This is a genomic window from Neoluteolibacter marinus (genome assembly GCF_014904755.1).
In the GTDB taxonomy this organism is placed as follows: Bacteria; Verrucomicrobiota; Verrucomicrobiia; order Verrucomicrobiales; family Akkermansiaceae; genus Haloferula; species Haloferula marina.
Genome location: NZ_JACZFQ010000104.1, coordinates 64,468 through 88,465 on the forward strand (window position 1 = coordinate 64,468; position 23,998 = coordinate 88,465).

The following is a 23,998-nucleotide window of genomic DNA, read 5'->3' on the forward strand; positions in this document are numbered from 1 at the left end:
CATTTCCATCCAATGATCCGGAAACTCTTCATCGCGCTGGCAGTCGCCGGCTTTGCATTTGCCGGCCGGCTGCCGGCCCAGGGCAGCGACCAGCTCCTGACCACGGTCGGGACCACGGTCGACTCGGACGGCAGGAACTTCGCCTACATCCTGTGGCAACCCGGGGAAGCCGGTAGCACCCTCGGCAAACGCTTTGCCATCTACTCGCGGGCCGGGGCGATCGGGGCCGCGGGTTCCTTCAGCCGGCTGGGCATCCAGACCTTGCAAACCTCGCCCACGACCATCCGCGCCCTGCTGGCGCTCGGGGCGAAAGTCGATGTCAGCGGGGAACACGCACCGGAGCGGATCGACGGCATCTACCGCGAGGTCACCCTCGATCCCGCCGCGGCGCCGGCGGTGGCGGAGGACCCGACGCTCGACGCGGCCGGCAAGTTGTTCCAGTTGATCCAGTCGGCGGTCGACGATCCGCGCTTGATGAGCCGCCTGTTCTTCCTCGGCCGCGCTCATCCCGGGGTGATGATGTGCCTCGGGCATGCCTTCTGCATCGAGGTGCCGGCCGGAGTGGCGACCTACGAGATCCGTGAGATCGACGGCACCGACAACGACCTGCAGGTGATCGGCCGGGTGGAGCTGGATCCGGCGTCCCCGGTGGTACTCGATGCCCCGGCCTCCCCGGTCCAGGTGCCCCACGAGGTGGCAGCCGGCTCGCAATTCCCGATCAACCCGAAGGATCACCTGAACGCCCGTTTCCGCTGGGGCGTTGGTCCCGGGCTCAAGGCCAAGATGCCCTATTCCTTCGGCTTCGACGTGTTCCGCGTGAAGGAATCGGTTGCGGTGAATCTCGGTTGGGATGCCGCGGCTCCCTCGGGGCACGACCTGCTGACCGCGGTGGAGGCCGAGTCGGAGGACGATCCCGATCCGGACTTCGGGCGGGTCAACCAACTGCCCTTGCTGGTCGGCGACCTGCTCGATCCCGCCGCAGCGGCGGATCTCTTGGACAAGAAGAGGTTCGACGTCGCCGACGATGGCGTGTGGTACCGCGGTGCCGACGGCAAACCGGTGCGCCGGCCCTTCGTCGACGGCGAGTCGTTCTACTACTTCGTGGCCGCCCGCGGGATCACCGGGATGCCCGGCCAGGTGTCGCCGGGGACCCTGGTCCAGATGTGCGACCGCTTGCCGCCGGCGCCGCCGTCGATCATTTCGGTGACGAGCACCTTCACGCCGCCCGCCAATCCGGCAGACTGGGCGGACCAGGGCGGGAAGCAGTTCCTGCGGGTGAAGTTCCGCCAGGCGCCAAGCGACGACAGCAGCGAGACGGCGACCGGCTACTATATTTATCGTTGGGCGGCCTCGCAGGACTACCTGGGAAGCGTCGGCAACCCGGTGGTCGGCCGCGTCGGCTACGTGGCGCATGTTCCCGGCGAGGCTTTCGGGACCTTCGATGACAATGGCTCGGGAGCGCCGTCGGTGACGACCCACCTCGACAAGACGGTGTGGTACACGCTCCGTGCGGTCGGGGAATCCGCCTGTGCCGGCGAAACCCTGAGCGGGCATGGGGCCCCGGGATCGGGCGTGTTGCGGGACTTCAAGGCGCCGGATGCACCGGGCGGCAGCTTCCTGGTTTGCCGGACCATCCCTTCGCTCGAGTTCATCCAGCGGGTGACCACCAAGCCGAAGGACGGCGAGGTGCCGCTCGACTACAACGGGATCACGGTGGAGGTGCAGCGTGACCATCCGGGCGTGATTGCGGCTAGCGTGCAGGTGTATTCCGGCAAGTCGGAAGCGGCCCTGACCACCCTGTATACACAACGGATCTATTTCCAGCAGGGCGACACGCTGCGGGTGAACTTGCCCTTCCAGGAGCCTTTCGGGACTTCCGAGCAACTCTTCATCCGGGTCCGAGCGGTGGGCGTGAGCGGACGGGTTTCGGCCCCCGCCCAGACCGCCTCGCCGCAGGGTGAAGGGGCTCCCTACGCCCGTTACCAGTTCCGGGCCTTCGCCGGGCGCGATTGCCGGCCGATCGAGTCGGTGACGGACAACCCGCCCATGCACGAGGCGCGCAATCCGGACGGCTCGGTGAATGTCATCCAGGGAGTGATCGAGGTTCCTCCGGCCCAAGGCGTGCACGAATGGCGGATTTACCGCCGGGTTGGGCCCGAGGGGACGCTGTCGCTGATTGCCAAGCAGGAGGGCGTTATCCCGGCGTCCTCGGTTTGGGAAGACGACGCGCTGCCGGCAGCCAACGGTACGTCAGTCTGCTACTTTGCGCAGGTCTTCGACCAGAACGCCAACCCGAGCCCCCTGTATCCGCTCGGTTGCGTGATGCTGGTGAATCCCGACCTGCCGACCCCGATGTTGGCGCCGGTGGAACTGCTCGAGGAGTCGGGCGGCGTCGCCCAGGGGCGGCTCGAGTGGTTCTGTGATCCGGTCGGGGTCGATCGCTTCGAGATCCTGGTGGCGCAGGATGGTGGTGGCATTCCCGAGATCGAAGGGCTTTCCGAGGTGCTCGGCGAGTCGCCGGTCGCCGGGGTGGCCGGGGACGATCCGGATCTTTCGTTCTATCCCTTCCAGACGCCGCGGGTGACCAGCATCTTCGGTCCGGGACCCGGGTTCGCGCTCCAGGTCGGGCTGCCGGCCGACAAGGTGCTCCATTTCGCCGTGCGGGCCTGCGGGCCGGGGCCCTTCCCGCGGACCGGCGGTTCGGCCAGCAACGTGGTTTCCGCCCGCTGGCAGTTGCCGCCGGACGAGAGCCAGCCGGTAATCCCGTGGCCGGCGCGGCCGCTGCCCGGAAGCTACGACATGCGTCGTACGATTGAAACCTACGCCCCGGGCGAGGGTCCGCTGTGGACGCTCAAGATGCCGATCGAATACGACATCCCGACGACCTTCCTGGTCGGCCTGGTGACCGGTCAGATCGAGGCATCGGGCCAGGGGAAGGGCTCGCAGATCCAGGGCGACATCCCGCCGGAGGAACTGCTGTTCAAGCTCCGCACCTCGGCGGAGGACCCGGGTTCGGTCGAGGCGCTGATGCCCTTCATGATCTACCGCTACCAGATGCCGAGCACCCTGTTCCCGGATGCCCGGCCCAACCTGGTCCAGTGCACACCCTTGCTCGACCGCATGTCCTGGGTGCGAGCGCCCTTCGGCAAGGATCCCGGCTTCCAGCTCAGCGATCCCTTCTTCCGGGTGCGGCCCTTCGACGGGACCCTGCCGATCCCGCTGAGCGGTGACTGGACCGACGCGGTGCTGCCGGTGACGGGCAATCCTGCCTCGGCTGCGACCAAGCCGCCATACCTGGGCTCGGCGACCGGGATGATCCTGGTCGAGGACCCGCTGCCGGTGATCAAGGGCGCCAAGTACCGCCACCTCTTCGTCCGCTACACGGAACGGGGGGAGATCCGCCACGTCATTCCGCTCGAACCCGTCCAGCACTGAACTTCAACCGGAACCTGAAGCCATGAGAATGAAGATCATCCTGACCGCCGCCTGCCTTGTGATCGGGCGGGCGGGTGCTGAACCGGTATCGCGGCTGGCCGCCGAGTGGTTCGTGCCGGGCGCGGCTTCGCCCAAGGAATTCGCCCTCGTCGACCGGGTCAGCGGCACCATCCGCCTCGGCTCGATGGATTCGTCGGGCGCGGCGGTTTTCCGGCCCCCCTTGAGTTCGGGCATTTCCGCGGTGAGCGACGTCGCGGGAGGACTCGATTCCGGCAGTGAGGTGCTGGCCATTGCCGGTCCGGACGCCAACCGGATCGCCCTGCTGGAGCCCGGTGACCCGGTTCCGGTGGCGAGGACCCTGACGGGCTCATCCGGCATCGGTCCGGCGGCTATCGGGGAGTTTGACAGCGGAGCGGGCACCGAATGGATGTTGGGTTCGATTTACAACGGTGGATCCTCCGGCGGCGGCAACGAAGTGATGGATCAACTGGCCGGAACGCCGGGAGTCCTGGCGGCGGGCAATGCGACCACGCTGATGACGCGGATCGAGCCCTTCCATGACGATTCCACCGGCCAGACCGCGGCCTTGTTCGCAGGGCCCAGCGGGGTGAACACCGCGATGGGCCTGGTGGCACGGAGTGGTGGCAGCGTCGTGAGGTCGACCCGGATGGTGTTCGCGGGCACGGGACATCCGGTGGCGGATGTGAGCACCTCGGCGGCCGAGAAGATCCTGGTGGTTTACCGCGAAAATTCGGTGCAGGCGCACTTGGTGAGGATTGCGACGCCGATCATCGTGACCTCGATCTTTTCAAACACGACGGTCAGCCTGCCCTATCAGGTCTCGGCAATCCTGCCGGTGCTCGACGGCGGGGCCGGCAACATCACCGACGGGATGATCCTGATCGCCGCCGACGGTTCGAAGGCGGAGTGGTACCGGGTCAACGCCTCGGCCAATGCCCTGGTCGCGACGGGTGTCGTCTTCACGCCGGAACCCGGGATGGCGCTGACCGGACTGCTGCCCTTGCCCGGGGTCGGCCTGATGAAGCTTTCCGGTCCCTCTGCCACGGGGCCGGCGAGCGAATACGAGACTCTGCTCTGGAATGGCAGCGCCTGGGAGAAAACGGAGTCCGGGTCCTTGCCCGAGATCCCCTCGGGCAACGCGAACTTCGCCACCTTGCTCTTTTACTCGGATGACCCGCAGGCCGATGAGTCGGCCCGCCTGCTCGGAATCCAGAACGCCCCCGACTGGACCCGGCGCAGCGTCAGCCCGGATCCGGTCCCGGTGTCGGTGTTGAAGGAATCCTTCCTGTCCAGCGTCGGGGGACTCGGCAGTGCGGTCAGCCAGGCGGTGAACCCGCCGGCGGGCACCCAGTATGTCGTCACCAACCAGGTCGAGCCGGCGCTGAGCATCGCCGCCGTCGGCAATCTTCCGAGCGGACTTTACACGCCGTCGCTCGACGTCCAGCCGGTCTCGGGAGCCTACGAAGCGGCTTTCCAGGTGAGTGCGACTTTTGACGAGCTGCGCTACGAGTTGCTCTGGCGCTACAGCCCGTCGGGATCCTGGGTTTCCTGGAGCGGACCGGTCGGCGTCGGTTACAGCGCCGACATGCAGTTCCGGCTGAGGGATCTGGCCAGCGGAGAGAGCGGGGCAATCGTCAGCCGCAGCTATCAGATCGATGCCGGGCTGCTGGGTGACCAGGATTCCGATGGCGACGGGGTGCCGGATTACGTGGAGCTCGGGCTCGGGCTCAATCCATTCGGAGGTGCCGACAGCGACGGCGACGGGGTCTCGGACTTGGCGGAAATCATCGATGGCACCGATCCCGGCGATCCGGGGGATTTCCCGGCGACGCCGTCGGACATCGCGGCCGGCGGGGGCGTCGACCTGGTGGCCGTGGCCCGCGACAGCGGGGCTGTCGAAGCCGCCGATGCCGAGGAAATGGAGCTGCGCCGGCTGGACGGCAGCCTGGTGGCGATGGCCCCGGTGGCCGGATTCTCGCCGGCATTGGCCGACGGTGGCAGTCGCGGGGCGCGATTGCGTTCGGACACCGCCATCCCGCAGGACGAGCTGCTAGTACTAGGTTCGCCGTTCTATTTCGACCTGACCAACAGCCTTCGCAACGGACGCGAGATCCTGAGCTTGCTCACGGTCGAGGCTCCCGAGGCCTTTGATCCGTCGTTCTCGCCGGTTGGCAACGACCTGGCGGCGGACACCGCCGGTTGGGTCAGCGCGGCCCAGGCCGAAGCGGCAAGCTACGAGCGGGTGGCGGCGCGGACCATTTCGGATCCGGCCGACAGTGCGGTGAGCGTGCTGGTCGAGACCCTGGTCCAACTGGGCCTGCAGTCGCAGCGGCCGCCGGAGGATCCGGCGCCGCAGCTGGTGGATTTCACCCTCTTCCCCGACCGTTCGCCGGACTCTGCGAAAAACGCCCTGTTGCCAGCCGACCTGGTCTTGCTGCGAGGGGCGGGCTTCGATCTGGGGACGGCGCTGGAGATGGCCGGCGATGCCAGCTCGGCGATGAGCCAGTTGGCGAACGCGATCTACGACCGTCACGTGGCGGATTCCGAGAGCACCCCGGGGATGCTGCTGCCCTTCGATGCGCTGCGTCTGGTGCTGCGGGGCGGGGACTACCCGTCCGGATATGAGAGTGCCACCAGCACCAGCAACCTCGACGCAGCCCGGGCGGCCTTCGATGCGGTCGTCGCGGAAGTCGCCTCGGTCTTCCGGCCGGTGGAAAGCTGGACCGTGGAGATTCCCGAGACCTCACCGGGACTGGCGATCTACGACCGGATGCCCGACTTTGGCGAGGTGGTGCTGCTGACCCCTACCGGGGAACGTTTCCCACTGGAACAGGGCCTCGGCCTCAGCCCGGGGACGCGCTTCGTGGTGACCGGCTTCACCGATACGGAGCCCTTCAACGGCCGGCCGACCATCGCGGTTACTTCTGTTGCCTTGGCCTTGCTGCCGACGCCCAGCGACCGCGATGAAGATGGCAATCTGCTCGACGACGAATGGGAGCGCTTCTTTTTTGGTAGCACCGGCCAGGATCCCTTCAGCGAGCCGCAGGCCGGCTACAGTCTGCTGCAGTACTTCCTCGACGGGCTCGATCCCCGCGGCGGCGACCTTCCTGACGGCGAACCCGTCTCGTTCCAGCCGGAAGCGGTGGCCTTCAGTCCCGGCGGCGGTGGCGGATACAGCTTCGATTTCGAATTTCCGGCCGCCTATCAGGGTCGCTTCCAATTCACGGTCGAGGCCAGCGGGACGCTGGGCGGTGGGAGTTTCCTGCCGGCGGGCGGGGTCGTTTTCGAGTCGCTGGGAGGCGACCTGGTGCGGGCTCATGTGCCGCCCTCCGCGGCGACCGCTCCGTCGACCTTCTACCGGGTCCGGGTTTCCCTGAAGTGAACCGGCACCCGGGCCGCCTCCGGACGTGGGGTGGACAAGGGCCGTCCGACGGTCCAGAATCGCCTCCACGAACCACGAGCGATGTCGGCCGGATACAAGGACTATTACAAGACACTCGGCGTCAGCCGTGAGGCGACGGATGCCGAAGTGAAGAAGGCGTTCCGCAAGTTGGCACGCAAGCATCATCCTGACGTCGCCGAGGACAAGACGGGTTCCGAGGCGAAGTTCAAGGAGATCAACGAAGCCTACGAGGTGCTCGGCGATCCGGAGAAGCGGAAGCGCTACGATGCGATGGGGCCGAATTGGAACCCGCAGGCCGATCCGGGTTTCGGGGGATGGTCGGGCGGTGGTGCGGGCGGCGACTACGAATTCGAGTTCGGCGGCACCGGCTTCAGCGACTTTTTCGAGCGCTTCTTCGGCGGCGGCGGCCGGCCGCGGCGCGGCAGTGGATTCGGCGGGGCCTATCCGGGGCAAGACCGGACCAGCCGTGGCAGCGACATCGAGGGCGACATCATGGTGACGCTCGTCGAGGCGATGGAGGGGTCGCTGCGGACCATCTCACTCCGTCACACCGACCCGGCCACCGGCAAGGCGACGACCCAGGAGGTGCAGGTCCGGATCCCCGCGGGGATCGGCGAAGGCCAGCGCTTGAAGGTGGCCGGTCACGGCAGTCCGGGTGCGGGCGGCGGTGCGGCGGGCGACCTGTTCTTGCGGGTCCGGCTGGCGGCCCATCCTGACTTCCGGGTGAAAGGGCACGATCTCTACCGCGACCTGCTGGTCGCGCCGTGGGAAGCAGTGTTGGGGGCGACCATCGAGGTCGGCCTGCTGGCGGGGAAGTCGGTGCAAATGAAGATTCCCGCCGGGACCCAATCCGGCGACCAGCTCCGGCTCGGCGGCTACGGGCTGCCGAAGAAAGGCGGCGCGGGCGACCTTTATGTGGTCGTTTCGATCCAAGTCCCGGAGCAACCAAGCGCCAAAGAGCGCGAGCTGTGGGAGAAGCTGCGCGACGGCTCGCACTTCAATCCCCGCGTGTGACCCGGCTCACCGGTCGACGGCGCGGTGGAGGATGTAGAGTTCGATGTCGTCCATCTCGTCGATGACGAGCCGGGTGTTCGAGTTGATGCCGCTGCTGGGGAAGAGGACCAGGGTCCAGGAGGAAGTGGCGACCGAGCGCTCGCGGAAGGACGTGATGGGGACGGGATCGGCGAGGGGCTCGAGGAGTGAGCGCGAGCGGCCGGGGAGGATTTTCAGGGCTTCGGCGGTGTTGGCACTGAGGCCTTCGGTGTAGGCGTAGCCGCTGTCCAGAGGGTCCCCGATGGGACGCGGGACAAAGCGGTAGAAGCGGTTCGGGTAGGAAGTGAACTCGTTGGCAACGCGGTCGGGGCGCAGCGGATTGATGGGCAAGCCGGGGCTCTGGTTGCGGATGACGCTGGTGCCGAGGTAGGCGAGCCGGGCCGTGATGGTGTTGTCGCCATCGACCGCTCCGAGGAACTGGTGCGGGCCGCGGACGAAGATGCGCAGGGTATCGAGGCGGTCGAGGTAGAGGTTGGGGTGGAAGAAGTTGGTCTGGTAGCCGCCGGCGCCGCCGTTGGCGGTGGTGTCGTAGCCGGCCTGACGGATGGTGTCGAAGCGCACGCAGATGTCGTCGAAGCCGTCGCCGTTGCAGTCCTCCATCGAGCGGCGCAGAGAGTAGCGGAAGGCGGTGACGGCATTGACGTTCTCGATGAGCCCGGTGTCCGGGTTCACGACATCGTAGAAAAGTTCGGCGGCGGTTTGGTCGTCGAATTGTTTGAAGCCGTAGTAGTCCTCGCGCAGGGAAAACCAATCGTCCCTGTTGCCGTAGGTGCGGTTCTGTTCGACGAGGTCGTCCCAGTCGTCGAGCGCGGTGAAGAAGCGGTCGAGTTCGTGGGCGTTGCGGAGTTTGAAAAGATCAGCGGTGGTCCAGGCGCGGCCGTCGGAAGACTCATTGGCAGGGAGGTTGAGGGGGGTATTCCATTTGTACTCCAGGGCGCGGGCGGCGAAGAACAGCCACTTGCGGGCATTGCGGAAGCTGATGGTGGCCAGCTCGGTGGCGTTCTGCGCGCGGAGGCGGTGCACGGGGTCGGCGAAATAGCGGGCGCTCAGTTCCTGGTCGACCTCGTCGAGACGGCGCTCGAGGTCGGCCTTCTCGCCGAGCAGCCCGGTGAGACCGCCGACTTCCTGGCGCAGGAGGATGGTGGCTTCCTGCGAGTCGATCAGCAGGGTGTTCATCTCCAGGAACATCGTTTTCACCAGGGCCTGGGAGTTGTTTTCGAGGATGTCGTCGTCGGCATCGCGGATGGCGGCGTCCTGGCCGGCGGCGAGGCGCTCCTTGGAGGCCTGGAGGTTGGCTTTCCCGATTTCGCCCCCGGCTTGCACCGCGGCGTTGGCCACGCCGATGCCGGTGATCAGCTTGGTGATGTTCTCGACCTCGCAAAGTTCGGAGAGGGCGTCGGCGGCCTTCTGGGTGGCTTCGATGCGGCCGATTTCCTCGGTCATGGACGCCTGCTGGTTGCCGTAGTCGATGATCAGGGCACTGAGGGTGGCGTTGATGCCGGCCTCGGTGGCGCGGCGCTCCTGTTCGATGGCGATCTTGCGATGGAGATTGGAGATTTCGGCGCTGTTGCGACGGATGCGGAGGTTGGCGGCCTCGATGGACTGGAGCTGCTGCCAGATCTCCGAGCCTTCGTTGTCCTGCGGGTTCTGGTAGGCCGGAGTGGGCGGGTCGGAGTAGGGGACGCCGACGATCTGGGTAAGTCGGTTGCCGATGGAGCCCTCGGAATTGGAAACGAGGATGCTGAACTCGTTTTCGAGCGCGTCCTGGTTGTTGCCGTAGGAGGCAATGGCGTCGAGCGCGAGCTGGCGGTTGGTCTTGGCAACTTCGAGGGGCGAGTTGCTGTCGTTCAGGAGGCTCTCGAAGGAGTCGTAGGAATCGAAGAGCCCGCCCTGGTTCTGGATGAGCATCAGGAACTCGGGCTCGTAGCCGAGGAGGTTGATGGTGCCATCGAGATTCTGGGAGAAGCCGGTGAGGTCGCTGAGGGCGGCATCCAGACCTCGGTCGAGCTGGGCGATGCCAAGCTCGTCGCGGCGGACGGGGGTGAGGTCGGCGGGGTCGAAGAGAGCGTTGAGCAGGGAGCGCTGCTCGAAGACAAGCCGCTGGGTGTCGCCGATCAGCTGCCTCGCCTCGGTGCGGTCGGCGGGGGTGTCACGGGCGGTCAGCAGGTCGACGAGGTCCGAGGCGGTACGGGTGTGCTGGAGCAGGAGGTCGAGGAGCAGGACGTAGTCCTTGTAGCCGTCGAGCAACGGGGTGGCGGGGTCGAGCAGGACGGGGGGATCAACCGTGGTGTCATACGCGACGGAGTCGCCGTTGATGTCGGTCGCGGGGAACAGCTGGCGGGACGGGACCTGGCGTTTGAAGAGGGCGCGGCCCGCGGGGTTGCCGCCGTCGGGGGCGACGCCGAGCGGGTCGGCAAGCAGGTCGAGGTAGGCGTTGAGGCCGGCACGGGTGTGCTGGAGGGAAGTGCGGACGGTGGTGATCTCGGTGTCGAGGAAGAGATTGGTGCGGATTTCGAGTCGCTCCGCATCGAGGTTCGCCGTGGAGTTGCGCGCGCGGATGAGTTCCGCGGCGGCGCGGCCGTAGGCGAGGTCGAGGAAGAGGTTCTCGTAGTCATCCCTGACCGATCCGGTGGTGTCGGGGTACGAGAGATGTAGGATTTCGTCGGCCTCGCCGGCGTGGTCGCGGTTGACCTGGGCGTAGAGGGTCTCGATCTCGTCGTGGCGGGTGGAGAAGGAACCGGGCGCGGCCTCGTCGTAGAGGAGCTTCTGATAGGCGAAGGCGGCTTCCCCGGGTGCGGCCGGGTCCGCGTCCTCGTAGAAAAGCAGCGAGCGGGCCTTCGCGAGCAGGCCGACCTCATTGGCGACCATGGCGGAGACCTGGCGGTAGGAGCTGCCGACCGGCGGGATGATGAACTCGGTGAAGAGCACCGTGTGGTCGTCGGCATCGATGGCGGTCGCGCGTCCGTGGTCGGCGGTGTCGGCCGAGCCGAGGGGCGTGGTGGCGCTTTCCCCGATGAGGTGGAATTCGAGCACGGGCGCGGGGTTGACCGTTTCGCCGGCACCGAAGTTCGCGACGATGAGGGAGGAGTTGATGGCGGCGGAGAGCACCGGGCGGGTGCCGGAGCCCGCGCTGACGGCCGTGGAGGTGTCGATGTTGATCCACGGGCCGCCGGGTCCGGCAGCCTTGCGGAGGGCGAGTTGGCCGCTGTTGTTCCGGTGGCTGAGGATGCCCGCCGTGCTGGCGTCCTGGATGGGGAAGGCCGTGCTGGGTGCGACGCCGAAGGAGGAGTTGGCTAACCAGAGGTTGCTCAGCGGGTCGCGGCGGTAGATGTTGATGACGGCTCCGTCGCTGAAGTCATTGAAGTAGGAGACGACATCGCCGCGGATCGTGAACGTGCCGGGATTGCCCAGCGGTTCGAAAAAGCTGTTGCCGAAGGATTGTCTCTCTTGCCAGGCGGCGGCGGCTTCGTCCCATTGGAAGAGGGTGAGTTCTCCCTGGCCCGAGCTTTCCCCGGGCGAACCGACGACGATCCAATCGCCGCTGATGCCCACACCTTGGCCGGACAGGTCGCGCAAGGCATTGTCCGCGGGGACGAGCTTCTGGACGAAGTGGAACTTGCCGGTGGCGGGATTGAGACGGTGGACATAGGCCCCGCTGGCAACGCCGTTGTTGCCGGTGGACGAGGTGTCGCGATCGTTCGAACCGACGACGAGGATGGTGCCGTCCTCGTTGAAGGCGACGTCATCGCCGAAGCGGTGGCGCTCGGTGGCATCGGGCGGGACGAGTTTCTGGATCTGCGCCCAGCCGGAGGGACCGCGGCGGTAGAGATAGACGGCACCGGGGTTTCCCTCGCCGGCATCCCGGTTGACGGGTGCGCCCACCGCGGCGAGGTCGCCATGGAGGGCGATGGCGTCGCCGAATTCGGAGACATCGAATCCTTCTTCGCTCGGAAGGTCCGTGGGCGTCGGCAGGATTTCCTGGTGGAGGCCGTTGACCGGGTCCGCGAGCAGGACTTCCTCCAGAGTGGGGCGCGCCAAGAGGAGAACGGGGAGGAAAGTGAGAAACGCGATGGCTTTCATGGGGGTCATGTGCGGCCGGAGATTCACGGGGAGGGGGCGAGGTGAAGGTCGGTGGAGGGTGGCGGCGGGGGCTGCAACTGGAGATGGAAGGTTCCAATCACCTCCGCGGGGGTGCCCTTGGGCGGGGCGAGCATCAGGGTGGCGACGCCGGTGATGGTGGCGGGCGTGACCTCCTGGCCAGGCAGTGCGTCGTCGGAGGCCAGTTGCAGGGCGGCAAGGGTCGACGGGGACGCGGTGATGCCGGGCAGCTCGCGCAGCAGCGGGATGTTCGCGGCGCTGGCCGAGAAAGTGGTGGGACCGAAGGCGGCGGAGACCGGGAAGGTGCCGCGCGGGAACAGTCCTGAGGCCTCCGTCGCCGTCAGGTGCTGGCGGGTGGTGGTGCCGTCGGTGAGGGATTCAAAGACAAAGCCGAGCTGCTCGGTGGCGGTGCCGAAGGTGCCGCTCCAGATGGCGTCGTCGTCGGTCACCGCGACGGTGAAGCTCGCGTTCAGCCCGGGAACGAGGCCGGGATTGCCGGTGAGGGTGACGGTGTAGCGGGTGGCGGCCCCGGCGAGCAGGTCGTTGAAGAAGGTGAGCGGAATCTCGGCCGAGGTCGCGCCGGTCAGGGCGAGGCCGGCCGACACGGCGGGCAGGAGCTTGCCGTTCGGCATGATGCCTCTGACAGTATAGCTGAGGTAGCCGGTGAAGGGTGAGGAGAAGAGGACGGTGCGGGTGAAGGTGTCACCCTCGGGAGCATCGAAGATGGTGACCGGGCTGCCTTCGGTGTCCAAGGGCAGGTCGAGATCGGCGGTGAGGGTGCTCACGGTGCCGCCGCCGGCATCGTCACCGGCCGCGCGGAAGAAGCGGTGACCGGAGGGAGGGGTGGCGGTGAAGGCATAGCGTCCGCCGCCGAGGTCATTGAGCGTGGCGTCGAGATCGGGGAAGCTGGTGAGGTCGCCGGAAGACTGGAGGCGCAGATTCTGGGCGGCGCCCTGGACGCGGAAGGTCAGGGTGATGTTGCCGTTTTCCAGCAGTGAGAAGCTCTGCGTTGTCAGGATGGCGGAGCCCGGGACGGAGGCGGCGGAATTGGGATCGGAGCCGGAGTTGACCTCGGCATGGTCCGAATAGGTGTCGTCGTCGGAGTCGGCCAGGTTGGGGTCGGTGCCGAGGGCTGATTCCTGGGCTTCGGTCAGACCGTCCCCGTCGGTATCGGTGATGCCGGGATGGGAGTCGGGATCGAGCTGATTGGTGCCGAGCAGGATCTCGACGAAGTCCGAGAAGGTGTCGGTATCGGTGTCGATGAGGCCGGGATCGGTGCCGAGGGTGGCTTCCGCGGCATCGCTGAGACCGTCGCCGTCGGAGTCCGGTGAGGTGGTGTCGAGGAATGACGTGGGGTCCAGCGGGTCGGTGGCGGCGCCTTCATCGGAAACGGCGCGGAAGAAACGCTGGCCGGCGGGCGGGGTGGCGGTGGCGGTGTGGAGGCCGCCGCCGGTGTGAACGATCGTGACCCCCGGGAGCGTGGAGAAAGCGTTTAGCTCGCCGGACGATTCGAGGCGGAGGTTGGTGACGGTGCCATAGGCCTGGAAGATAAGGGTGATGGAGCCGTCGGGGGCCCGGTCGAAGCTGCGGGCGACGAGGCGGGGCGCGAGGGTTTCGTCGCTGTCGCTGAAACCGTCGCCATCCGAGTCCGCGAGGAGCGGGTTGGTGCCGTTGGCGATTTCCTCATTGTCGGGGATGCCGTCGCCGTCGCTGTCGCGGCTGGCGGGATTGGTGCCGAGGACGATTTCCTCGGCGTCGGTCAGTCCATCGCCATCGGAGTCGGGCGAGCCGTCGCTGGTGGCGAGCGAGGCTTCCTCGAGGGAATTGATGCCGTCCTTGTCCTGATCCTCGCTGAGCGGCGCGCCGAGGTAGCCGAGGCGGTGGAGGGCGGCGATTTCCTCGTCGGACAGGTCGCGGTTCCAGATGGCGACCTCGTCGAGGCCGCCGCGGTAGTGGGAGCGGTTGCCAACGACGTGCATCCAGCTTCCGATCTCGAAGGTGTCGAGGCCGCTCAGGGCGCTGGTGAATGCCGTGGGATTTCCCCCGGGGGCGGAGATGGCGGTACGGCCATCGTAGTAGATGACGGCGCGGGTCGGGGAAATCACCGCCGCGACGTGGTGCCAGCGGCCGTCGGTGATGTCGGGCACGGGGACGGCCATGTTTTCCCCGAAATCCGTGCCGCCGCTGCGGGTCCGCAGCCAGAGGTTCGGGATGCTGCTGAAGGAGGTGACGCGGAACTGGCTTTCGATGCTGGCCTGATCGCTTTTGTAGAAGTGGAACAGGGCGGTGGCGTTGCTGTGGGGCTTGACCCAGGCGCTGAGCGTGACGGAGTCGAGGCCGAGCAGCGGGGGGAGTGCCGCGGAGGCATCGAGGTGGCGCGCGGGGGTGGAATTTGGGACATTGATCGAGTGTCCGATGCCGCCGATAAGCTCTGAAGGGAAGAGGCCGGGGCCGGAGGGAATGATGGCGGGCTTGCTACCGGGGGCCTGCGATTTCTCGACCAGGGTGTCGTTGCCCTCGGGGCCGGGTTCGAAGGGAAGGTAGAAGACGAGGCCCTCGGTGGAGGGGCGGGCGGCGGGCGGCGCGGTGACGAGGGAGACGTGTTTCCAGTTGGTGATCCCGTCGGAGGGGACCTGGCGGCCGGAGCCGAAGGCGAGGACGTTCTCGGTGAGGCCGCCGATGTTGGCGGTGGAGAAGTCGAGGGTTCCCTGGCTGATGCCGTCGATGAACCATTCATAAACCGTGCTGCGTGGCGGGCAGACGGCGGTGATGGTGTGGTAGTCGTCGCCGGTGCCGGCAGGGAGGTTCAGTTGGGGCTGGTTCGCGGGAATGACGTAGAAGCTGTTGTCGGCGGCGGTCCGTCCGATTCCAAATCCGACGCGGGCCGCGGCGTTTGCCCCGATGTCCCAGCCGGGGTTTTGCCCGGCGGTGAAACCCCAGCCGGCATAGCCGGCGTAGTTCGGCGAGGCGTGGTCGGACAGGGCGCGGACGGTGGCGGTGAAGGTCCAGCCGAGGTCGTAGAGCTGGAGCAGTTCGTCGGGATCGAGCAGGTTGCGGTTCCAAGGGTTGTCCAGGGTGGTGCTGGTGAGCTGGTCGCGGATCTGCCAGACCGTTTCGTAGCCGTCGGTGACGATGCCGACGTTGCTGCCGCTGTCGAGGAAGCCGTCGAACGGGCTGTAGTCGTTGGCGATCGCGGTTTCCGTGTCGTACCAGAGCTGCGCGACCGGATTGGGATCGGCGCGGCGGGAGTCGTAGGTGGCGGAGAACGAGGTGGCCACGGGAACGGGGGCGATCTTCTCCCCGAAGACGCGCAGTTCGGCGAACTCGAGGAAGCCGGCTTCGTCATCGATGGGCACCCCCCGGCCGCCGGAGCCGGAGAGGTCGGGGTCGGGGGTGCGTATCACGCGGACGATGCGGGCGGGCGTGGCCGAGTGGAAGGCGTGCTCGAGGGTGCGCGGTCCGTTCGGGAAGTTGTAGCCGGCGTTCTCGGGATTGAGGAGGGGGGAGCTGTCGAGGACGGTGCCGGAGGCGTCGCGGAGTTCGATGGTGATGTCCCGCAGGCGGGCGAAGCAGCAGGTGTTGCTGAGGGTGTTGGTGAGATTGGCGATTTCCACCCGCTCGACCAGGGCGTCTTCGGGAAGTTCGACCTCGACCCATGGGCTGGGGTTCTCCGTGGTCGGGGCGGCGGCGTTGCGGTTTCCAGAGGCGGTGGAACCGTCGATGACGATTCCCGGGTCGGTCCGGTCCGGGTTATCCACGGGGATGACCCGGGACTGGCGGACGGTCGAGCCGCGGGCGAGGTTGGTTTCTCCCGAAGGAGGAACTACCAGATCTTCCGTAGGTCCTGTCGCGTGGAGGGCGGCGATCGCGCCTGCATCGAGGGCGGTGTTGTAGACGCGGGCCTCGTCAATGAGCCCGGCGAAGAAGCGGTTGGTGCTGGTGGTGTTCGGATGGCGCTGCCCGAGGTGGAAGCGGCCGGTGCCGACCGGGTAGCCGACCAGGCTGCCCTGGGTTGCGCCCGCCGTGCTGTAGAGCGAGCCGTTGCGATAGAGGGTGATGGTGTTTCCGGGGCCGTAGACGATGGCGATCATCACCTGTCCGGGGGGAGTGACGGTTTCGGCGGCGCCGCCATTGTTCAGCACGCTGCGGGTGAGGCTGTTGCTGCCGTTCATCCACTGGCCGCTGGTCCTCTCCGCGTAGACGATGCCGTCGAAGGTGTCGCTGCCGGAAACGGTGCGGACGAGGGTCAGCACGCCGCCTCCGGATTGATCGAGGACGGACGGGGATACCCAGGCGACCAGCGTTCGCTCGCCGAGGTAAACGGGGGCACCGGCGGGGGTGGAGGCATAGGCGTCGTTTCCGTTGAGGACGAGGGCGCCGTTGCGGATCTCCGCCTCGCCGCCGAGGGCGAGCTCGAGGTCGCCGACCGAGTCGCGGGTGTCGCCATCGAAGGTCCAGCGGTGGATTTCCCCGGTCGGTAGAGCGGTGGGGGATGGACTCTCGAAGGGACCAATGTCGATGGTCGGGCTGCCATACAGGTCGCCGTTGATCACCCTCGGGTTGCCGGCAAGGTCGGTGGGCAGGCTGTTGGCGGCGTTGTCACCGTAGTCGATGGCGGGGGAGTCGGGAAGCAGGCTCAGGTCGCCGTAGTGGTTGTCGCCGGGCGTCGTCCAGTCTCCGTCGTTGGAAAACGGCTGGCTGCGGAAGCGGGGATCGCTGTTGGAATGAATGGTGGAGCCGTTGGGGGTCTGGCCCTGAATGAGATTGGCGACGGAGCCACCGCCGAAGGTGACGGCGTTGTAGGGGCCGGGGGTGTTGCCCCAGATGATGGTGTTCCGCAGCGTGGTCGAGCCGCCGGCGTCGTTGTAGAGCGCCCCGCCATTGCTGGCCGAGTGGTTGTGGGCGAAGGCGCAGCTGATGAAGGTGGGGTTGGAACTGAAGGAACGGATGGCCCCCCCGATGGGCGATTCGTTTCCGGTAAAAGTGACGTGGGTCAGGGAGGGCGAGGCGGCGTTGGTCAGGTAGATGGCGCCTCCGGAGTTGCTGGCGGTGTTTCCTTCGAAGCGGCAGGCGATCATCTGGAAAGACGTGCTCCCATTGGCATGCAGCCCGCCGCCGTAGACCGCGCGGTTTTCGCGGATCAGGAGATTCGCGAGAACGGGCGAGCGGTCGCCGAGCGTGATGGCGCCTCCTCGGTCGCTGGGCTCCCCCGGGTTGTCCGCGTTGCCGCCGATCAGTGTGAAGCCGTCGAACCGGGAAGCGGCATCGGCGGCCAGCGCGTTGATGAGATTGTAGCTGTTGCCAGCCAGGGTGCCGTCGTCATCGATGTCACCGGAGATGACGGTGGCGTTGCTGAGCGGGTCGGCATTGCGGGCGGTGAAGCTGCCGTCGCCGCCGCCGGTGGGGAAGCCGCCGTAAATCTTGACCCCTGGATTCAGGTTGAAGCTGTCGGTTCGTGCAGCGCCGGCCTTGTAGGTGCCTTGGGCGACCCAGATCTCGTCGCCGGACGCGGCGGCGGAAATGGCCGCCTGAAGGTCATCCATCGCGGTAACCCAGGTGGAGCCGTCCCCGGCACTGGCGACCGCCGGATCAACCCGGATGACATCGGCATGCAGCGGCACGGTCGCGAGGGCCGGGGCGAGGGAGAGGAAAAGTCGTTTCATGGTGAGCCGGGGGCGGGGCGCGGCGGCCTCCCGTTCCGAGTCGTCCATGAAATTGCGGAAAATACGGTCAGCGGAACTTTTGGAAACCGATGACCAAGGTGAAGCCCGCCCGACAGTCCTGTCGAGCAGCAACGGGTAAATACGTATCTCCGAATGATCGGGGATCCCGTGAATCTAACAACTTGGGTGATGCGGGGTCGGCCATGTCGTTGCATGGACAACGCTGATATCCGCGCCGGAATGGGCGGGATGGAGGATTTCCCGGCGAGCGTGTCTGGACGGTTAGCCCGCGAATTACTCGAACAACGGCAAGCTTTGGCGTCGCGAATCGAGGAAATCGAGGCGGGTATCGGCGGGCATGCCGGCCTTCCGGGCTGCGTTTTGCACGATCTCGATGCTTCTCCTTCCGTCGAAGATCAAAAAATCGAGGTAACTGGATTTCTCGCCGATCGCTCCGCCGAGCGGGATGCCATGGCGGCCCATGGCCAAAGATGAATGGATGATCTCCGCCATCTCTTCGCGGGACTCCACCAAGCGATCCTCCGGCAGGGAGCTGGTCGGGACGGTCAGGTAGATCCAACTGGCTCCCAACTCCCGGAACGGATCCTCGAAGTCCGCAGGATCCCGCAGGTAGGCGCTGAGCACGGGCCAACAGCCGCAAGTCCCGGCTATGGTGTCCAGCCGGTGCCGGCCCTTGTTCCGCTTTTCCGGGGAAATGGAATACGATCCCCAGGTATCCACGGGAGAGCGCATCTTCCAGCCGCGCGCCGCGCTCGTTTCCGCGACGAAATCCTTCAGCTCCGCGATCGGCATCGATTCGGCGAGGCGCTTCTTGCTGAACTCGATCTTGCCGATCCAGCGGGAGGTGCCGAATTCGCCGAAGATCTCATCGAGCACGAGGAACAGCGCTTGCATGCACAAGCCATCCTCCGATTTCTCGATCAAGGGGTGCCACAGCACCAGGTCGACTTCCTCGTTTTCCTCGTCGATCTCGGGCGTGACCCAGAATTCGATCGGGCGGAAGGTCAGGTCACGGGCATTCAGGGTGAAGTGGCCCAGGGTTTCCGCCGCCTGGCGGGAAGCGTGGAAGGTCCAGTTCGCGACTCCGGGCGATCGCTTGAGCCATTGGTCGGCCAGGATCTGCCGGCACATCACGCCTTCCCCGGAGAGCGTGAACGAGTGGAAACCTTCGCCGGTTCCCGGGCCGAGGACCCAGGCCATGCCCGGCAGGAGCTCGTTGACCTTGGGGGAAAGAACTTCCTGCAGCTGCCGGCCGTCCCCGCGGTTCTGGACGGCCCGCATTTCCTCGGCGGATGTGGAGAACCAATCCCAGAAGGCCTTGGCGCGCTGGTTGAAGGTGAACTCGCCGCCAGATCCGGGAGCTTCTTTTTTCCTTCCGAAGGCTCTGCGGAGGAACGACATGGGTCAGAGGGAGGCGAGCACTTCCCCGATAACCCCGAGCGTGTCGTCTAGGTCGGCCTCGGTGTGGGCGAGGGAAAGGAAGCCGGTTTCGTAGGGGCTGGGGGCGAGGTAGATGCCCTTGTCGAGGCAGCCCCAGAAGAGCTTTTTGAACAGCTCCAGGTCCTGCTTCATGACGTCGTCGACGTTGACGATCTCGCGGTCGGTGAAGAACAGGCAGAACATCGAGCCGACCCGGTTGAGGCGGTAGGGGATCCCTTTCGCGTCCATCAGCGAGCGCAGCCCTGCCTCGAAATGGGCACCGAGCTGCTCGAGGCGCGGGAAGCCGGAAGGCTTGGACAATTCCTTGAGCTGGGCCAGCCCGGCGGCCATCGCGAGCGGGTTTCCCGAAAGTGTGCCGGCCTGGTAAACCGGGCCGATCGGGGCGAGCAGGTCCATCACTTCGGCGCGGCCGCCGAATGCGCCCACCGGCAGGCCGCCGCCGATGACCTTGCCGAAGCAGCTCAGGTCGGGCGTCAGGTTTTCGAGGCCCTGCACACCGGCCTTGCCGAGGCGGAAGCCGGTCATGACCTCGTCGAAAATCAGCAGCGCGCCGTGCTTTTTCGTGATCGACGACAGTAGCTCGAGGTAACCGGGCCGGGGGAAAACCAGGCCGGCGTTGGCGGGGTAGGACTCGACGATGATCGCGGCGATCTCCTCGCCGCGGGCCGCGAAGAGTGCCTCGAGGGCTTCGGGATCGTTGTAGGAAAGGACGATGGTCTTTTCCGCGAAGGACTTCGGCACGCCGGCGGAATCCGGCTCGCCGTGGGTCAGGGCGCCGGAGCCGGCGGCGACCAGCAAGGAGTCGCTGTGGCCGTGGTAGCAGCCATCGAACTTGACGATGTAGTCGCGCTTGGTGAAGCCGCGGGCCAGGCGGATGGCCGACATCGTCGCCTCGGTGCCGGACGAGCACATGCGGACCTTTTCCACCGAGGGCACCCAGTCGCAGATGGTGCGCGCCATTTCGACCTCGAAGGGATTGGGGATCCCGAAGGAGATGCCGTCCTTGGCGACCTCGTGGATGGTATTGGTGATGACCGTCGGCGCGTGGCCGAGGATGTTGGGACCCCACGACCCGATGTAGTCGATGTAGGTCTTGCCATCGACATCGGTGATCCGGCTGCCCTTGGCCCGTCGGACGAAGAAAGGCTCGCCGCCGACATTGCGGAAGGCGCGGACGGGCGAATTGACGCCGCCGGGAATCAGTTCCTTGGCGGTGGCGAAGAGTTTCTGCGAAAGCGGGCCGGACATGCCGGGAACTTGAACGCCGGGCCCGCAACGTCCAACACCGAAGTGGCGGCGGCAGGAAGGGGGAGAACCGGACCGGGGCTTTTCCTGAATAGGGAGCGCCCCTTTGCGTCTCAGGAAAGCGGTGCTTTTGTTTGGCTCCGGGCACGTTATATTCCTCCTTATGAAAACCATCCTGGTTTCGGCCCTCTTGCTTTCCTTGTTCCTGCCGGCTTCGGCGCAGTCCCGGCGGCCGGACCGCAAGACGCTCATCGACCGGGACCCCGATGTGATCCATCTGGCGGAGCATGTGAAGAATCCCATCCAGCTCCGCGTGATCAAGGAGGCACCGGTCTATTCCGACAAGAACGGCAACCGCAAGCTGGGCACCCTGAAGGCGGACCAGACGGTGGTCCTGGAGGCAATGACCGACAAGGCCTACAAGGTGCGCGGCGAGGGGACCAAGAACGGCGTGTCGGGCTGGGTCGGACCCCATGCCTTTGCGTCGAAGGACCCGGATTTCGTCGAGAACCTGAAGAAACTCCACGCCCGGCAGCTCGAGGTGCAGGCCTTGATCGAGGAGAACCAGCTGGCGATCGGCATGACCATGGAGGAGGCCGGCAAATCGCGCGGCAAGCCCAACAAGACGACGATCAAGCAGACCGGCAAGGGCCAGACGGGGCGCTGGGAGTTCGTCGACTACGAGGAAGTCCGCCATTACAACTACGTCCGCGAGCCGGTGTCCGGCCAGGTGTTCAAGCAGCTTTCCCACGTGACCCAGGAGGAAAAGGGCAAGACGGTGATCGAGTTCGAGAACGGCGTGATCACCTCCATTGAGGAAAGCGAGCAGACGCCGGGATCGAGCGTGAAGATCGTGGTTCCGCCGGTGGTTTTCATCTGGTGAGGCCGGCGGACGGCGGGGAATCGGCCGCTAATTCGCCCCTCGGGAGGATTTCGGGTTGAATCGATGCCCGGAAGTGATGCCTTTGGGGAAGCCGTGGTGAGCGGTGGCGCAAGCAGGCGCGCCGGATTCACCGCGGGAAGATCTCAGTCATGAAAAAACCAAAGAGCGGATTGCGGACCAAGGGCTTCACCTTGGTGGAGTTGTTGGTCGTCATTGTCATCATCGCGGCACTCGCCGCCCTGGTGTTTTCGATGGCCAAGAAGGCGATGGACAAGTCCCGCCTCGCCAACAGCCTGACCAAGGTGCGCGACCTCGGCGTCCGCGTGCAGGGATACACCCAGGACAATGCCGGCCAGCTGCCGGTGTGGAAGGACCAGTCCGCCGACCTCTACTGGTGGGGCATGCTGATCGACGATCCGGAGAACGAGAGCCAGCTGGAGATCTTCCACAGCCCCGCCCACAAGGAATTCAGCGCCAAGCGCGGCCGGCCGAACCTTTCCTACGGCTGGAACGCCACCGTCGTCGGCCGGTTCGAAACCGCCGAGGGGGACGATGGTCCGAAGCGGATGGTCAACTTCAAGGATCCCGCCCGGATCCTGGTGCTTGCCGACGGCGAGGCCACCGGTGGCGATGCCCTGATCGACCGCACCCACCTGCCCGATGAAAAGCGCTACAACGGCCGCGCCGCGGGCCTGCTGCTCGATGGTTCCGGCAAGGAATTGCTCATCGAGCGCGATTTCAAGAGCGGTGCTTCCCCTTGGTTCATGACCGAGGAAGAGCGCGAGATGCGCGGCGAGTAAGCCGCGGCGCGGGGAATCAAGCGTGGTTCCCCGCGATCTCCCGGATGCGGTCTTGAACCGCATCCGGCCCGGCGTCGGTCGGGACCACGTGGACGAACGGTTCGTCCGCCAGCGAGAGGAACACCTCCCGGCATCGGGCGAGCGAGTCGGCCTTTTCGAACTCGTTCGCGGTGTCGCCGCGTCCGCCGATCCGGGTCAGCGCGGTGTCCACATCGAGGTCAAGGATGACCAGCAGGTCGGGCACCGGCGCAAATTCTTCGTTCAGGCGCCGGATTTCCGCGGGGTCGACGCCTCGCGAGCCTTGGTAGGCCATCGTTGAAAAGTAGTAGCGGTCGAGGATGACCACCTTCCCTGCCGCCAAGGCCGGAGCAATCAACTGCTCGACGTGCTCGCGGCGGTCCTTGAGGAAATAGTCGAGTTCCTCCTCCGGCGACAAGCGGCCGGTGGCCGCGGTGGCCCGGATCTTCTGGCCCCAGGGCCCGTCGGTGGGTTCCCGGCTGGCGACCACCTCGCGACCGCGTGAGCGGAACCATTCGGCGAGCCGCTGGGTTTGGGTCGATTTGCCGGTTCCGTCGATGCCTTCGAGGACGATGAAGAGGCCGTTTGCTTTGGTCACAACGGCGCCGACGCTTCCAGACCCGGCAGGGATCGGCAAGGTCGGATGGCGTATTCCCATCGCGGCGATGGAAGCGGGCGGCGGGGAGCAGGGGACTGCCGTCGCCGATGGGCGCGATCCGGTCCCGGCGGGGGGGCGGAGGAAGGGCCGGCGGGGTGCTGGGGCGGGCGCTTGGACGGGGCCAGCTTGCCGCTGCCGATCGATCCGCCGGGTTACCGCGCCGGACGGCCAGACCTAACGAAATCCATGAACAAACTGACGATCACCGCGCTCGCCTTGGCTGGTACTTTGACAACCTGTCCGGGCCTCGACCTGGAGGAGATCCCCTTGACCCGGACCGATGGCTCCCACCACTACCTGGTGGATGCCAGGGTGGAAGGCCGCGACCTCCGGTTGTTGGTCGACTCCGGGGCTGGCATGCTGCTGGTGCTGTCGGAAGAGACCACCCGGAGCATCGGCATGACAGGGGAGGCCAGCGGCCAGGCGAAGGGGATCGGCGGAGACGCCGGGCTGAAGCGGTTCGAGGTGGGCGGCTTCCAACTGGGGGACCGGCGCTTCTCCCAAATGACCACCTACTCGGTGGATCTTCAACACGCCTCGCTCTTGCTCGACGGAAAGCTCTTTCCTCCCGAGGGCCTGGTCGGGGTGAGGCTTCTCAAGCGCCTGAACGCGGTGGTCGACACGCGGCGCCGCGAGCTGCTGTTGCCGCCCCGGAAGGCCGCCCCGGATGCCTACCTCAAGTCGATTTCGGACCCGACGCTCCAGGCGATCGCGATGCACGAAGGCGCCCATGGCCTGGCCTACGTGGACATCCGGCTGGCGGACGAGACCTATGCCTTCCTGGTGGATACCGGTGCCGGCACGAATTCGCTGGAGCCGGCGGTCGCGGAAGAACTCGGCCTCGTGCTCGGCGGACCGGGCCGGGACATCGGCGGGGCCGGTGCGGCCAAGGTCACCGGCGCCCGCAGGGCAGAGATCAGGAATCCGGTCATCGGGGGCAAGGTGACGCTGCCGGTGATGAGCTTCGACGTTCATCCGCTGCAAGGAGTCGTTCCGCCCGGCGAGCAGCGACTCGGTGGCATCCTCGGGTCGCGGACGCTCGGAGCCTTGGGAGCCCGCGTTGACTTCGGCAGCTACCGGATCTTCGTGCCGCCGGTGGTCCAGCTCGGGGAGCTGAAGAAGATCCGCTAGCTGCCGCGACCGCTGGGCGGCGTGCCCGGGCAAGGGATGTCCAGGGGCGAGCTCGCCTCCATCCCAACCGGCCTGTTTTCGGGGCCGGTTCAAACGGCCCCGGCCCGTTTGTCTCGCACCCGTCATCTC

At 66.4% G+C, this 23,998-nt stretch carries 11 protein-coding genes; 6 read left to right on the top strand and 5 right to left on the bottom strand.

Features of this window, described 5'->3' with window-relative positions; genetic code table 11:
* Positions 1 to 12: 12 nt before the first annotated feature.
* From IG178_RS20585 to IG178_RS20595, 3 genes are all read left to right on the top strand, one after another.
* The gene (locus IG178_RS20585) at positions 13 to 3,435 is read left to right on the top strand and encodes a fibronectin type III domain-containing protein (RefSeq protein ID WP_193214472.1); all 3,423 of its coding nucleotides are present in this window, start codon (positions 13 to 15) and stop codon (positions 3,433 to 3,435) included.
* 22 nt (positions 3,436 to 3,457) lie between these two features.
* On the top strand, positions 3,458 to 6,838 hold the full coding sequence (locus IG178_RS20590; protein WP_193214473.1) for a thrombospondin type 3 repeat-containing protein: 3,381 nt from the start codon (positions 3,458 to 3,460) through the stop codon (positions 6,836 to 6,838).
* Positions 6,839 to 6,919: 81 nt separating this feature from the next.
* Positions 6,920 to 7,873, top strand: coding sequence for a DnaJ C-terminal domain-containing protein (locus IG178_RS20595; RefSeq protein ID WP_193214474.1), 954 nt, complete (start codon positions 6,920 to 6,922; stop codon positions 7,871 to 7,873).
* Positions 7,874 to 7,879: 6 nt separating this feature from the next.
* On the opposite strand, the gene IG178_RS20600 is transcribed toward IG178_RS20595, so the two are convergent.
* The 4 genes from IG178_RS20600 to hemL form a co-directional block, all read right to left on the bottom strand.
* Entirely contained in the window at positions 7,880 to 11,992 is a 4,113-nt protein-coding gene (locus IG178_RS20600; RefSeq protein ID WP_193214475.1) for an FG-GAP repeat protein, read from the bottom strand.
* Between the two features lie 23 nt (positions 11,993 to 12,015).
* Positions 12,016 to 17,673, bottom strand: a complete 5,658-nt coding sequence (locus tag IG178_RS20605; protein WP_193214476.1) for a LamG-like jellyroll fold domain-containing protein — start codon at positions 17,671 to 17,673, stop codon at positions 12,016 to 12,018.
* A 294-nt stretch (positions 17,674 to 17,967) separates the two neighbouring features.
* Positions 17,968 to 19,095: a hypothetical protein gene (locus IG178_RS20610; RefSeq protein WP_193214477.1), complete on the bottom strand. Its 1,128-nt coding sequence runs from the start codon at positions 19,093 to 19,095 to the stop codon at positions 17,968 to 17,970.
* A 3-nt stretch (positions 19,096 to 19,098) separates the two neighbouring features.
* Positions 19,099 to 20,382, bottom strand: a complete 1,284-nt coding sequence (hemL, locus tag IG178_RS20615) for a glutamate-1-semialdehyde 2,1-aminomutase (RefSeq protein ID WP_193214478.1) — start codon at positions 20,380 to 20,382, stop codon at positions 19,099 to 19,101.
* Between the two features lie 160 nt (positions 20,383 to 20,542).
* On the opposite strand from hemL, the gene IG178_RS20620 reads away from it, so the two are divergent.
* Together IG178_RS20620 and IG178_RS20625 are read left to right on the top strand one after the other, a co-directional pair.
* A complete protein-coding gene (locus IG178_RS20620) occupies positions 20,543 to 21,262 on the top strand; it encodes a hypothetical protein (RefSeq protein ID WP_193214479.1) in 720 nt (239 codons plus the stop codon).
* A gap of 149 nt (positions 21,263 to 21,411) precedes the next feature.
* Positions 21,412 to 22,062 (top strand): type II secretion system protein, encoded by a 651-nt coding sequence (locus IG178_RS20625; protein WP_193214480.1) that lies wholly within the window; start codon positions 21,412 to 21,414, stop codon positions 22,060 to 22,062.
* Between the two features lie 16 nt (positions 22,063 to 22,078).
* Here the strand turns inward: IG178_RS20625 and tmk are convergent, their stop codons facing one another.
* Positions 22,079 to 22,738, bottom strand: coding sequence for a dTMP kinase (gene tmk / locus IG178_RS20630; protein ID WP_193214481.1), 660 nt, complete (start codon positions 22,736 to 22,738; stop codon positions 22,079 to 22,081).
* 186 nt (positions 22,739 to 22,924) lie between these two features.
* Between tmk and IG178_RS20635 the strand changes: the two genes are divergently transcribed.
* Entirely contained in the window at positions 22,925 to 23,869 is a 945-nt protein-coding gene (locus IG178_RS20635; RefSeq protein ID WP_193214482.1) for a pepsin/retropepsin-like aspartic protease family protein, read from the top strand.
* Positions 23,870 to 23,998: the final 129 nt, after the last annotated feature.

Bases quoted from the DNA above. Each gene is read 5' to 3' on its own strand.
- tmk (WP_193214481.1), bottom strand. From the start codon at position 22,738: ATGGGAATACGCCATCCGACCTTGCCGATCCCTGCCGGGTCTGGAAGC.
- IG178_RS20635 (WP_193214482.1), top strand. From the start codon at position 22,925: ATGAACAAACTGACGATCACCGCGCTCGCCTTGGCTGGTACTTTGACA.
- IG178_RS20600 (WP_193214475.1), bottom strand. From the start codon at position 11,992: ATGAAAGCCATCGCGTTTCTCACTTTCCTCCCCGTTCTCCTCTTGGCG.
- IG178_RS20625 (WP_193214480.1), top strand. From the start codon at position 21,412: ATGAAAAAACCAAAGAGCGGATTGCGGACCAAGGGCTTCACCTTGGTG.
- IG178_RS20595 (WP_193214474.1), top strand. From the start codon at position 6,920: ATGTCGGCCGGATACAAGGACTATTACAAGACACTCGGCGTCAGCCGT.
- IG178_RS20585 (WP_193214472.1), top strand. From the start codon at position 13: ATGATCCGGAAACTCTTCATCGCGCTGGCAGTCGCCGGCTTTGCATTT.
- IG178_RS20590 (WP_193214473.1), top strand. From the start codon at position 3,458: ATGAGAATGAAGATCATCCTGACCGCCGCCTGCCTTGTGATCGGGCGG.
- hemL (WP_193214478.1), bottom strand. From the start codon at position 20,382: ATGTCCGGCCCGCTTTCGCAGAAACTCTTCGCCACCGCCAAGGAACTG.
- IG178_RS20620 (WP_193214479.1), top strand. From the start codon at position 20,543: ATGAAAACCATCCTGGTTTCGGCCCTCTTGCTTTCCTTGTTCCTGCCG.
- IG178_RS20605 (WP_193214476.1), bottom strand. From the start codon at position 17,673: ATGAAACGACTTTTCCTCTCCCTCGCCCCGGCCCTCGCGACCGTGCCG.
- IG178_RS20610 (WP_193214477.1), bottom strand. From the start codon at position 19,095: ATGTCGTTCCTCCGCAGAGCCTTCGGAAGGAAAAAAGAAGCTCCCGGA.